Consider the following 12,756-nt stretch of genomic DNA (forward strand, 5'->3'; position numbering starts at 1 on the left):
GCGGTTTTAGGGCGCACCTACAGTCAAACCGGCCTGTTTATTCTGGCCCACGATGCCATTCACGGGGTGATTGCACCGGGCGATCGCCGCCTGAACCTTTATCGCCTGCGGTTCCACGCTTCCGTCGTTGCTTGGCCATCGGGTTGGCCTCCTGAGCGCTTTCCCTCTATTTTACTCGACACAAACTCGGGGGGAACTAGGACTAATCATCAAAACCGACTAATACCGCATCCGTTCACAGAACTCCGACGTAAAACCAGGCGTTGCTTGATGGGAGCATGAATTTGAGTAAGGGCAAACGGCCGTTTACCCTACAAGAGGCGTCGAATTTTTGACTCATTCCTGCGATTAGCCACGCATAAAACCGATACCTGATAGGGGCGTTGCACTGCAACGCCCCTACGAACTGGGGGTATATAGACAGGGCCTGGCATCGCCATCGCCAGAAAAAGTGGTGCGCTAGGGTTGCACCACCTCTGGGGCATCGACGGACTCGGTTTGGTCGCTGGTGGCGATCGCCCGTCCTGGCCGACCGCCGCCCAGGCCACCGTGCAGCAGGGTGTAGAAGCAGGGAATGATAAACAGCGTCAGCACCGTGGCCAGGGACAGGCCCGAAAATACCACCACCCCCAGGGGTTGCAGAAACTCAGCCCCCTCGCCAATGCCCAGGGCCAGAGGGAACAGGCCCAGCACCGTCGTAAAGGTGGTCATCAAAATCGGGCGCAGGCGGCGGGGGGCCGCACGTAGCATGGCCTCCTGGCGGGTGCAGCCGCTGGCCTCGTAGATCTGGTTGGCCAACTCCACCATGATGATGGCGTTGTTCACCACAATACCCACCAGCAGCACGGCCCCTACCACCACCGTGGCCCCGATCGCCGTCTGAGTGACAAACAGGCCCAAAATACCCCCCGCCAGGGCCAGGGGCACCGTTAGCATAATCACCAGCGGATCGATCAGCGAGTTGTACTGCACCGCCATCACGACAAACACCAGGAAGGCCGCCAGCGAACCCAGCACGGTCAACGACTGCTGTAGCTCCTGGTTGGTTTCAGCGGCGGAACTGGGCAGTACCGTAATACCCTGGGGTAGATCGATGCCAGCAATGATGTTCTCGGCTTCGGCCAGAGCATCGCCTAGGCTGGCCCCCTCGGCCAAATCACCGCCAATTAAAAATACCTGCCGCCGATTGATGCGCTGGATTTCGCCGGGGGCCGGACCCCGCTGCACCTGGGCAATGTCCCCCAGTTGCACCAGGTCGCCGCCATTGGTAAACAGCGGAATGTCCAGCAGCTGTGCCGACCGCTGAACGCTGCCGGGGGTAATCTGCACCCGCACATCCACCAGCCGGTTGCCGCGCTGGAGCTGGGTGGGCACCGAGCCGTTGAGAGCGGTTTGAATGGTGTCTCCAATGGTGGTGGAGGTCAAGCCCAGGCCATTGGCCCTGGCCCAGTCGGGCACAATCTGCACCTCGTCCTGGGGGTCTTCGCCGTCGGGCCGAAAGCGGGCCAGGGTGGCCTCCTGTCCCAGCGCTCTCACCACCTGTTGCCCTGCCTGGAACAGCGCCGCGCTGTCCTCCCCCTGGAGGCCCAGGTCAAGGTCGGCCCGCACGGGCGCGTTGGTCAGGTTGAGGCCGCGCACCGACTCGGGGCTGACGTTGATGCGGGTGCCCACCAGCGGCAGCCGGTTCAGCTCACCGTTGACCCGATCGACGTAGGCGGTGGTGTTGGTGCCGGGCTGAAGGGTAATGGTGACGCTGCCGCGCAGGGTGTTTTCAGACACATTGCTGCCAAACAGTCCGCCCCCGGCCGTACTAAAGACATAGGCCGTCTCGGGCTGGGCCATCAGCACCTCGTCGATCGCCTGCATCACTCGCTGGTTGGCCTCAATGGTCGTACCTGGGGGAAAGCTCACCCTCACCTGGGCCTGCCCCGTGCTGATGCGGGGCAAAATCTCCTGGGGAATCTGACCCACCATCCACCAGCTGCCGCCGCCAAACAGCAGCAGCGCCGCCGCGATGATCAGCAGCCGACGGCGCAGCACCTGGCGCAGCAGCCGACCGTAGCCCAGGGTGACTCCCTCCAGGCGGGCATTGAACCAGCGAAATGGGCCCCAGCTTTGCAGGGAGCGGGTGGGCCGCCCCATAATCAGCCGCGAAGCCAGGGTGGGTACTACCGTCAGCGCCACCACCAGCGAGGCCGCCACCGAAAAGCTGATGGTGAGAATCAGCTCGTTGAACACCAGGGAGATAATGCCGCCAATCAGCAAAAAGGGCAGCACCGCCACCAGGTTGGTGGTCGTCGAGGCCAGCAGGGCACTCTCCAGCTCCTGACTGCTGGCCTCCGCCTGGAAGATGGCCTCCCGCAGGCTGAAGGTTTCGCTCTGGCGGGAGGCTTCCATTTCTTCGGCCCGCTTGGCCATGTTTTCGAGCATCACAATGGAGTTGTCCACCACAATGCCAACCCCCAGGGCCAGCCCACCCAGGCTAAACACGTTGAGCGAGAGACCGAACAGCCCCATTAACACCAGCGCCACCAGGGTGGCCAGGGGAATGGCGGTGACGATGATGAAGGTCTGTCGCAGGGAGCCAAGGAACAGCAGCACCACGATGCCCGCCAGGGTAGCCCCGGTCAGGCCCGCGATCGCCACGTTTTGAATCGAGTTGCGAATGAAGCGCGACTCATCGAGGGTGGCGGTCATGTCCATGCCCTCGGGCATCAGCCCAATCCGGCGCATTTCGTCGAGTTTGGCTTTGACCCCATCCACCACCTCGATAGTGTTGGCGTCGGGCTGCTTTTGGACGCTGACCTTGACGGCGGGCTGGCCGTTGAGGCGCACGGCGATGCGCTGCTCCTCGGTGCCGTCGATCACGGTGGCCACGTCACGCAGGGTCACCTGCTGGGGCGGCGTGGTGCCCGGCACGGCGATCTGCAAATTCTCGATCTCGTCTGCCGACTGGAAGCGGCCCACCAGGCGAGTGAGGGTTTCTTCGCTGCCGCCGCGCAGACGACCGCCGGAGATATCCTGGTTGCGATCGCGCAGGGCATTGATCACATCGGGCACACCAATGCCCACCGCCTGCAGACGGCGCAGGTCCAGATTTACCTGCACCTCTTCGTTGACACCGCCAGACACATCGGCACTGGCCACCCCGGGCACCTGCTGAAGTTCGCGCTCCAGCTCCTCTTCAGCAAAAATTCGCAGCGCCTGGGGGCTGAGGGAATCTGAGGTGAGCGCCATTTCGTAGACCGGCAGCTGGGAGGGGTCAAACTTGAACAGGCGCGGCGTTTCGATGCTGTCGGGCAGAGTGCCCCGGGCCCGGTTGAGGGCGGCGGTGGCGTCGTTGAGGGCCTGGTCCACATCGCCCCCCGGTTCAAAGAACAGGTCGATGCTAAACCGCCCTTCTCGCGTTTGGGAATAGACCTGAATCACTCCCTCTGTAGCCGACATCGCCTCCTCCAGGGGGCGCGTGATTTCGTCCACGGCCACCTCCGGCGACAGGCCGGGGGCATCGCCCCGCAGCCCGATGCGGGGGTAGGTGATAGAGGGCAGCAGATCCACGGGCAGCTGGGTGGTGATGAAAAAGCCCATCACTAGTACCGTTAGGCCCAGCATCAGAGTGCCGATGTGCCGCCGAATGGCCAGGCCGCTAATGCTGAAACGCTGGTTGGGGAAGGAGGAGGGGGTCATGGGGAGCGGGTGGGTGGGTGGGCGGGTGGGCAGGTGGGCGGGTGGGCAGGTGAGTTATTCACCTAGCCACCGACTCACCTACCCCTCAGATGTAAGGCTCAGCTCTACGGTTTGCCCCGACTCCAGGGGCTGACTGCTGCGGACGACATACTGCTCGCCTGGGGTGAGGCCAGAGAGCAGGGTGACCTGACCGTCGGCGCGATCGCCCACCTGTACCGATCTGGCTTCGACCACGCTGAGGCCATCGGCTTCGGTGACGACAAAAATTTGGCTATCACTATCTTCGGCCACCTCAAGGGCGCTCTCGGGTACCGAAACCGCGTTGGACTGACCGCTGGTGCCGGTGACGCGGGCCAGCAGACCGCTGCCAATGCGGCCGCCGGGGTTGGCGACGGTAATTTCTACGGGCAGCAGCCGGGAGGTGCTGTCGGCGACGGGCGAAATGCGGGTCACCTGGCCCGTGAAGCTTTCGCCGGGGAAGGCATCGATCGCGAGATCCACCGACTGCCCGAGATTAAATTCGCTGAGGTTGCTGTCGGCCACTTCAATCACGACCAGCACCTGGGACAGGTCGCCCAGGGTGAGCACGGCCTCGCCGGGGAGCACCAGGTCGCCGGGTTCGGCGGCCCGCTCCAGCACCACCCCAGACAGGGAGGCGGTGAGGTTGGCAAAGGAGAGGCGCTGCTGGGTTTCGCGCAAAATTGACCGCTGGGCCTCGACCCGCTGCTGGGCCGCTGCCACCGCCTGCTGCCGGGTCCGCACCTGCTCCTGAGCCGATTGCAGGGCCTGTTGGGCGGTCACCAGGGTGGTCTGGGCCTGCTCCGCCTCCTGGGCAGACACAGCCCCCTGACTGGCCAGGGTCTGGAGGCGCTGGGCATCGTTGCTGGCCTGCTGAAACCGAACCCGCGACTCTTCGATGGAGGTGCGAATGTCGGCCAGCTGGGCCTCGGCCTGGGTGACCTCAAACTGGCGGGCGGCGAGTTCGGCCTGGGCTTCACCCACGGCGGTTTGCAGCAGCACATTGTCAAGGTTGCCCACCACCTGGCCCTGCTGCACCCGATCGCCCACGTCGGCACTCAGGCCCAGCAACCGTCCTTCGGCCTGCGATCGCAGCGATACCTGCCGGGCCGGGCGCGTCGTGCCGGTGTAGGTGCGGGCAGTGGCTGCGTCGGCGGCAACGGCCACATCGACCACCACCGGTCTACCTTCCTGCTCGGCCTGGGCCTGGGCCGCTGGCTCTATCGGTTGGCCACAGGCGACGGTTACGATCCCAATGCCTCCGATCAGCAAAAACCCTGCCGTCCCCATCGGTGCACGCCCTGCCCATCGAAACTGTTTGACAACCATGGCTATTCCCCCTAACCGTTGCGTTTAATTTACTTTACAAATTTTGATTTGGGCTTCTACCTTTCAGGGGATGCTCAGTTGTGTGAGTTGAGCATGGCGGTGACCGGGTGTTGGCAGTAGCTACAAACCCAGCCGAGGGCTTGGTACTAGGGCTGGTCCGCTGGGCTACGGCTACCCCGAATCATCCCAGTCGGGGCAGCGCAGCGGTACTTGATTAAATTATTTGGTTGAGCAATATTAAATGAATTAAGGATGCCACAGGAAACGGTGATTCTGCTATCGATGCCCTAGGGCGTGTCATCAATTGTGGCTAAAAGCTCGGTATATCAAGCTTTGCCACGCCCGACCCAAACGACAGGCTAAGGGCTGTAACCCTTAGTTTTTGGGGATTTAGCAGCTAATTGATGACAGCCCCTAGGGCTTTAGTTGCTTTGAGCCCCGCCTCGACGTCCCGAGGGCAATAGCCCAAGGCAAAGGCGCGATCGCTGCGGGAGGACACATCCGGGGGGCGAGGGGCGGGCATGACGACATCGGCCTGCTTCCCCGGCACAATCAGGGCAGTCTCCAGGCCAAACACCGCCGCCATCCGCAGGCCAAAATCGTAGCGGCTAAGGCGCTCAGGGCCACCCAGATGCAGCAGGCCAGTCGCTTTTTCAAGGGCCAGCAGCAGGCCAGCGGCGACATCTTCAACGTAGGCGGGGGTCCGAAACTCGTCGGTAAACAGGTGCAGGGGCTGCCCCGCCCTCAAAGTGCGCACAAACCCCTGCAGGAAGCACTCCGCCGTCGGGCTGGGGGGACCGTAGAGCAGCGGCAGGCGACACACCGCAGCGAAGGGATGCAGGGCCTGAACCAGGGCCTCGGCCTCGACCTTGTGGCGACCGTACAGGCTGATGGGGCTGGGGGGAGAGTCCTCGCTGTAGGGGGCAGCCTGGCCGTCAAACACCTGGTCGGTGGAGGTAAAGGCGAGGGGAATGTTGGAGTTGCCGCAGAACTGGGCCAGCACCCGTGTCGCCTCTACATTCAGCCGGTGGGAGAGGTCCGGCTCCTGCTCGCAGCGGTTGGGCTGGGACAGAGCAGCGGTATGGATGACTGCATCGGGGGCAAGGGACTCTAGCCAGGGGGGGAGGGCCGCGAGGGCGGTGAGGTCAAGCTCGTATAGTTCCACTCCCGGCAGGGGTGGACGGTGGCGGTGGTAAGTGCCCACAACTTGCCAGGTGGCCTGGGCGGCGCGGCACAGGTGCCAGCCCAAAAAGCCGCTAGCGCCCGTAACCAAGAGCCGCCGGGGAGAGCTGGCGCTGCTGCCGGCAGGGAGCGCATCGTGCGGCGCTTTGGGGGATTGGTTTTCCATGGGGCCAGATATGGGATTGAATGGAAGCGGTCTAGCTGGCGGGTGGGTATGGCGCGGTATCGATGGGGGTTGCAGGGTAGACGGCCCTGGTCAGGAGTGCTCCGGGGCAGAATCGACCCCAAACGGGCCTCTCGTCCCGAGCGGCTGGTTTGGCGGTTAGCGCTGGGGCTAGCTTTGGGGCTAGCGCTGGGGCCTATGGGCGGGCTGCCCAGCTACTCTAGCGGTGCAGCTATTGCCCAGACACCCGCTGTCGAGGAGGCATTTTTTGCCGATGTGCTGGTGCGAGGGCAGCCGGTGTTTCAGGTGGGGGGCCTGCCCGATGTTAACGCGGCCGACCGGGCCGGGCAAATCAACCGCCGCATTGCCGCTATGCTCAACCAGGAGACCGATACAGCGCCCGTGACCGTCAGCGTGGACAACGAGCGCAACCTGGCCACGCTCCAGGTCAACGAGCGGCTGATCATGACCGTCACCGCCCAGGATGCCCTCGACTTCAATACCGACCTGGCCACCCTGGCTCAGCGCTGGGCCGACCTGCTCAACCAGGCCATGGCTCGCACCAACCTGGCGGCGGCGGCGGCCTACCGCATTCAAGGCACCGCCCTGCAGTTAGCCCGCAACACCCTGGACGGACTACCGGCCCTGCTGGGGGCTCTGGTGATGCTCGTGTTCACCTGGTTGGGGGCGGCGGCGGTGCGCCATGCCGTGCTGGTGTGGGCTCAAAAAACCGAGGGCGATCGCACCACCGAAGAGCTGATCAGCCGCCTGTGCTACGGGGCCGTGTGGACCCTTGGCAGCGTGGTGGCCCTGGGGGTGCTGGGGGTCAACTTCGCCGCCCTGCTGGGTACCCTCGGCCTCACCAGTGTGGCCATTGGCTTTAGCCTGCGGGATGTGCTGAGCAACTATATCTCGGGGGTAATTTTGCTGGCCACCCGGCCCTTTCGGATTGGCGACCAGGTGGTGATTGACAGCTACGAGGGCACCGTCACCCAAATTCAGCTGCGGGCCACCACGGTGCAGACCTACGACGGTCGCCTGGTGTTTATTCCCAACCAGGAGGTTTTCCAGCGCAGTATCACCAATAACACCGCCGCCCCGGTGCGGTTGAGTAGCATTACTATCGGCCTCGACTACACCACCGACCTGCCCAGCATTCTGCACCGCATCCAGCGGCAGATCATGGCCGTGGAGGGGGTGGAGCCCGACCCGGAGTCGGTGGTGCTGGTGCGGGAGTTGACCCCAAACACGGTCAATCTGGAGGCCCAGTTTTGGGTCAACTCCCGCAAGCAGTCCTTCCTACAGGTCACCTCCAGGGTGCTGGCGGCGATCAAGCTGACCCTGCCCCAGGCCCGCTCCGACGCGGCGATTGCCCCCGAGGACATGACCACGGAGCCGATTCCCGACGGCGGTGAGAGTCCTCCGGCGGGTGACCCGGCGGCAGCGGAACCCTAGAGCATGTCATCGATTGTGGTCAAAAGCTGGGTATATCATGCTTTGCCACGCCCGACCCAAACGACAGGCTGGGGGCTGTAACCCTTAATTTTTGGCCGTTTGGCAGCTAATTGATGACAGCCCCTAGGGGGGCGCTATGCTTAGGGGCACTGCTCCAATCCATCCTTATCCCCAGCAGCGGCTGCTATGGAACGCAACCAGTTTCGCGTCGGCACCTTCAACCTCAACAACCTGATGCTGCCCGATCGCGAGTTCTACCCCGGCGAAGCCCACTCCCAGGCCGATTACCTCAAAAAACTGGCCTGGATTGGCGGCCAGCTCGATCGCATGCGGGTCGATATTTGCGGCTTTCAGGAGGTGTTTCATCGGGGGGCGCTCAAAGAAGCCCTCCACCGCAGCGAGTACCACCAGCAGCACGAGATCGTTATGGCGGAAGGGTTTGGCCGGGGGCCGGGGGTGGCGCTGGCGACGGGGTTTCCGGTGTTGGGGCAGCGGGTGTACGACGAGTTTCCAGCCGAGAGCCTTTTAGATTTAGAAGGGGCTGAGATTCCGGTGCGGCGATTTTCCCATCCGGTGCTGGCGGTGGATCTGGCCCTGAGCGAGGCGATTCAGTGCACGGTATTTGTGGTGCACCTGAAGTCGAAACGGCCGATGATGGCCAACGGGGTAGACCGCAGCGACCCGATTGAAATTGCCAAGGGCCACGCCCGAGCGCTGATTCGCCGCACCGCCGAGGCCACCGCCCTCAGGTTTCTGCTGATGGAGGGACTGCGCGATCGCAACTACCCCGTCATCGTCGTCGGCGACGTCAACGACAACCACACCGCGGTCACCACCCAAATTGTGGCGGGCACCCCGCCCTGGGAATGCTGGCCCTACCGCAAAAAAGCGCCGGTGTGGGACGTGCTGCTGTACCAGGTCAAAGACATTCAGGCCCGCCTGGGCTACGGCGACCACTACTACACCCACATCCACAACGGCCACTACGACAGCCTCGACCACATCATGGTGAGCGAAGAATTTTCGGCCCAAAACCGCGATCGCATTGGCCGGGTCACCTACGTATCGGTATTCAACGACCACCTGTTCGATCAGACCCTGCTGGAGGACAATATCGAACCCTGGCAGTCCGACCACGGCCAGGTGGTGGCCACCATTGAACTCAACCCGCCCCTGTCGAGCCGGCCCCAGCTGGTGGAGCGCCTTAGCTCAGAGCGTCATGGGCCAGAGCGTCCTGGGCCAGAGCGCCCTGGACCATGACCACCCCGGTTGATCCCCTGACCCTGGTTCAGGGCCTGGTGCTGGCGATCAGCTACCTGAGTTTGGCTCTGGGCTACGTGCCGGGATTGCGTATGAACCGCGCCACCATCGCCCTGGTCAGCGCGGCGGTGCTGGTGACCCTGGGCACGCTGCCCCTGGACGCCGCCTGGGCCGCGATCGACGCCAACACCATCGTGTTTTTGCTCAGCATGATGGTGGTCAATGCCTACCTCTCCTACGCCGGTTTCTTTCAATTGGCCCTGGTGCAGCTGCTGCGCCTGACCAGCAGTCCCCTGGGTCTGCTGGTGCTGCTCACCGTGGGAACCGGGGCGCTGTCGGCGGTCTTCCTCAACGACACTCTGGCCCTGGTGAGCACGCCGCTGACCCTGCAACTGACCCGGGCCCTAAAGCTCAACCCGGTGCCCTACCTGCTGGCGATCGCAGGGGCGACCAATCTCGGCTCCCTCGCCACCCTCAGCGGCAATCCGCAAAACATTCTGGTGGGGTCGTTTTCGGGGATTGGCTACCTGGCCTTTGCGGGTGCGCTGCTGCCGGTGGCGCTGGTGGGGCTGGGGCTGCAGGTGGGGCTGCTGTGGTGCCTTTACCCGGAGCTGCGATCGCGGGTTCCCTGCCCACCGCCCCAGCTGCCCCGCCTGCGCCTGCACCGCCCCCTGCTGGTTAAAACCCTGGGGGTGTCTACCCTATTGCTGACCGCCTTTGTGGTGGGGCTGCCCCTGGCGGAGTCGGCGTTTCTAGCGGCGGCGGTCCTGCTGGTGACTCGCCGCATCAAGCCCCGGCGAGTGCTGGCGGCGGTGGACTGGTCGCTGCTGGTGCTGTTTTCAGGGCTGTTTGTGCTGACTGAGGCGGTGCAGTCGCTGCAGGTGCTGGACCGGGTGGCCCCCTGGGTGGCCCATCCAGCGGGGCTGCTGGCGGTCACGGCCGTGCTCTCCAACCTGATTTCCAACGTGCCGGCGGTCCTGCTAATTCAGGGGATGATTGACCCTGGCGATACCCAGAGCTGGCTGCTGCTGGCGGTGGGGTCGACCCTGGCGGGCAACCTTACCCTGTTTGGCGCGGTGGCCAACCTGATCATGGTCGAAGCGATCGCCGCCGAAGGCTACACCCTTACCTTCTGGCAGCACCTGCGCTTTGGCCTGCCCCTCACCCTGCTCACCCTGGCGATCGCCTACGGCTGGATTGTCCTGGTCTAACGACATAGACTGGCTATAGCGATAACTGATCCGAGCCGCTACAGACAGTATTCTGAGACAAAGACCTGTTGGGGGCAGTCCAGCGGTGCGCGTATTTTTTGACTTTGTCGTGGGCGGTATTGCGGCGCTGTTTCCGGTGGTAGACCCGATCGGCAGCGTGCCGATTTTTCTGGTGCTGACGACGGGGATACCCGCAGACCTGCGCCGCCGCTACGCCCTGCGCATTGCCCGCAACGTGGTGGTGCTGCTGGTGGGCACCCTGCTGGTGGGGGGCAGCGTGCTGCGGTTCTTTGGCGTTTCGCTGGCGGTGGTGCGCATCGCCGGGGGCATTGTGGTGTTCCACGCCGCCTGGCGAGCGATGAACTCCGACCCCAAGCTCACCAATGTCGATAGCCAGGAGGCCGTGCAACGGGTCGATGAGCACAAAGATATTGCCTTTATGCCGATGACCATTCCGCTGCTGGGGGGACCGGGGGCGATCGCCGTCACCCTGGGTCTCGCCGCCCAGGCGGGAGGCGATTTTTCGGTAGCCACAGCCTTGAACCTGCTGGCGATCGCCGCCGCCATCGGCCTGATCGGCCTGGCCATTTTTCTGTCGCTGCGATCGTCCACGCTGCTGCTCAAGGTGCTGGGAGCCAGCGGCATTCAGGCCATGAGCCGCCTGCTGGGGCTGTTCGTGATGGCGATCGGGGTGCAGCTCATTCTCAATGGCCTGGCCGACTGGATGGTGTCTTTGGGGTGGGTTACCCCTTAGTGGCCCGTGAACCTGCCGCCGCTGGGGCGAGGGGAGAGTTCTGCCTGGCGGCGCGTCGTCGTCGTGGTTTTGACTTAAACTTGGGGTGTTCCCTGAAAATGGCACTGGCGCGATCGCCTGGACAAGGGCTTAAGCAGCCCATCCAGCGCAGACTGACGACGATACGCCCTAAGGTTGGGTGCGGGTTAGAGACAGCAACCCGCTGGGGTTGAGCGAAGCCAGTAGATGGGCCGCTAACCATAGCATTTTCCCCATCATTACCCTGGGTAATTTGCAATGCTCCCTCGTTGCTGTGTCCTGTTTGCCGCAAGCCTTCTCAGGGAACCATTGACCCATGAGCTACCCGAGCTTTCACAGTTTTATTAAATTGCTGCGCAGTCTGCTCAAGCGCAGGCAGCCCTGGCTGTTTGAAGAATCTATCTTCTTAGCCGACCTGTGTCTGGCCTACGGCACCATTGCCGGGCTGAGCGATCGCGATAAAAAAACGCTGTTTCTCGCCGCCCACTTCAAAAACCTGGGGGCCATCTACCTCGAAGATCGCCTGCTCAAGCAGGAGTATACCGACCACCAGGATGCCGTGCTCCAGATGGAGGTCCTGTTTAGGGAAAGCGCCCAGCTGGCCCGCGATGCAGGGCTAGACGAAGTCGCCGACGTGCTGGAGCAGTACCACCTGCGGGCGATTCCACAAAACTCCCTGGCCCGCATTTTTCAGGTGCTCAACGCCTGGGTGTCGTGCCGTCAGCGCAAGGGGTGGCGCAGCTCCATGAGCGACAAAGAGGCGCTGATCATTCTCAAGCAGCGGGCCGAGATGAAGTGGTCTGACCCCAAGGTGGTGTTTCACTTTATTGAGCACCTCTGCCGCTACTCGTCACGGGCGGAGCGCCGCCAGGCCTGCACCATCACCGGCTTTGAGGTGCCGCCCGAAGTGCCGGAAATTCGCGATTACAGCTTTGATACCCTCGAAGACCAGTTTCAAGAGCAGATCGAAGCCGCAGGCTAACCCGGCCAAGACGGGGATGGTCAGCGGCAGTCCGAGGGGATACAGTTGGAGCAGGCATCGCCATCCCCCCCACAGGAGGTTGTTTCTGGGCCGGTTGGTCCTAGAATTTTGACATTACTGGGCCATACTGCGGTTTGCAGGCTGGCCCTCTGAATCAGTTCGTTTGGCAATAGCTACCAAAGGTTTGTCATGGCTAATGACGTGATCGATATGGAACTGTCCTACGTCAATTCGTTGACTGAGCAAGACATCGATGCAGTGCCTTGTGTGGAGACCGTGGAGGCGGTCATTGCCAGTCTTGACCAGGGCGATGGAGCGATGGTGAGCCAGACGACGGAGGGACACCTGTGGCGGTTTAAGTACGGCAGCGTCGATGTTTACGTGCAGCTCACGGGCGAAACCGAGACCGATACGCTAACCGCCTGGTCCCCTGTGCTGCGCCTGCCCGCCAAAGACGAACCCAGGCTCATGAAGCTGCTGCTGGAGAAAAACTGCAACGAAACCCTGGAGGCCCGCTTCGGCATCTCAGGAGATCAGGTGCTGGTGATCTCCAGCCGCATTCTCAAAGATATTTCCGCCGCCGAAATTTCTCGCCTACTCACCATTGTGGCCACCATCGCGGACGACTCGGACGAGGCACTGGTGGCTGAATTTGGCATGGCCTAGGGGTGAGGGGTGTTGGGTGATACCTATCCCC

General features: G+C 62.9%; 9 protein-coding genes. 6 read left to right on the forward strand and 3 right to left on the reverse strand.

What is annotated here, in order from left to right:
• Positions 1-459: 459 nt before the first annotated feature.
• The 3 genes from NF78_RS19255 to NF78_RS19265 all read right to left on the reverse strand — a co-directional run bounded on the left by NF78_RS19255 (position 460) and on the right by NF78_RS19265 (position 6,382).
• The gene (locus NF78_RS19255) at positions 460-3,687 is read right to left on the reverse strand and encodes an efflux RND transporter permease subunit (RefSeq protein WP_035990921.1); all 3,228 of its coding nucleotides are present in this window, start codon (positions 3,685-3,687) and stop codon (positions 460-462) included.
• Positions 3,688-3,765: 78 nt separating this feature from the next.
• Complete coding sequence (locus NF78_RS19260) at positions 3,766-5,034, reverse strand: efflux RND transporter periplasmic adaptor subunit (RefSeq protein ID WP_081972766.1); 1,269 nt, start codon at positions 5,032-5,034, stop codon at positions 3,766-3,768.
• Positions 5,035-5,431: 397 nt separating this feature from the next.
• Entirely contained in the window at positions 5,432-6,382 is a 951-nt protein-coding gene (locus NF78_RS19265) for an SDR family oxidoreductase (RefSeq protein WP_081972767.1), read from the reverse strand.
• A gap of 48 nt (positions 6,383-6,430) precedes the next feature.
• On the opposite strand from NF78_RS19265, the gene NF78_RS19270 reads away from it, so the two are divergent.
• The 6 genes from NF78_RS19270 to NF78_RS19295 all read left to right on the forward strand — a co-directional run bounded on the left by NF78_RS19270 (position 6,431) and on the right by NF78_RS19295 (position 12,725).
• On the forward strand, positions 6,431-7,834 hold the full coding sequence (locus NF78_RS19270; protein ID WP_081972768.1) for a mechanosensitive ion channel family protein: 1,404 nt from the start codon (positions 6,431-6,433) through the stop codon (positions 7,832-7,834).
• Positions 7,835-8,020: 186 nt separating this feature from the next.
• Positions 8,021-9,094, forward strand: a complete 1,074-nt coding sequence (locus tag NF78_RS19275) for an endonuclease/exonuclease/phosphatase family protein (RefSeq protein ID WP_052050754.1) — start codon at positions 8,021-8,023, stop codon at positions 9,092-9,094.
• Positions 9,091-10,305 carry an anion transporter gene (locus tag NF78_RS19280; RefSeq protein WP_052050755.1) on the forward strand — a complete coding sequence of 405 codons (1,215 nt, stop codon included), beginning with the start codon at positions 9,091-9,093 and terminating at the stop codon, positions 10,303-10,305. The genes NF78_RS19275 and NF78_RS19280 overlap by 4 nt, the downstream gene beginning before the upstream one ends.
• An 85-nt stretch (positions 10,306-10,390) precedes the next feature.
• Positions 10,391-11,059 carry a MarC family protein gene (locus tag NF78_RS19285; RefSeq protein WP_035990925.1) on the forward strand — a complete coding sequence of 223 codons (669 nt, stop codon included), beginning with the start codon at positions 10,391-10,393 and terminating at the stop codon, positions 11,057-11,059.
• A gap of 334 nt (positions 11,060-11,393) precedes the next feature.
• Entirely contained in the window at positions 11,394-12,059 is a 666-nt protein-coding gene (locus tag NF78_RS19290; protein ID WP_035990927.1) for a hypothetical protein, read from the forward strand.
• A 189-nt stretch (positions 12,060-12,248) separates the two neighbouring features.
• On the forward strand, positions 12,249-12,725 hold the full coding sequence (locus NF78_RS19295) for a YbjN domain-containing protein (RefSeq protein ID WP_072016193.1): 477 nt from the start codon (positions 12,249-12,251) through the stop codon (positions 12,723-12,725).
• The last annotated feature ends 31 nt before the right edge of the window (positions 12,726-12,756 follow it).

This window comes from Leptolyngbya sp. KIOST-1 (genome assembly GCF_000763385.1).
Lineage (GTDB): Bacteria > Cyanobacteriota > Cyanobacteriia > Phormidesmidales > Phormidesmidaceae > Nodosilinea.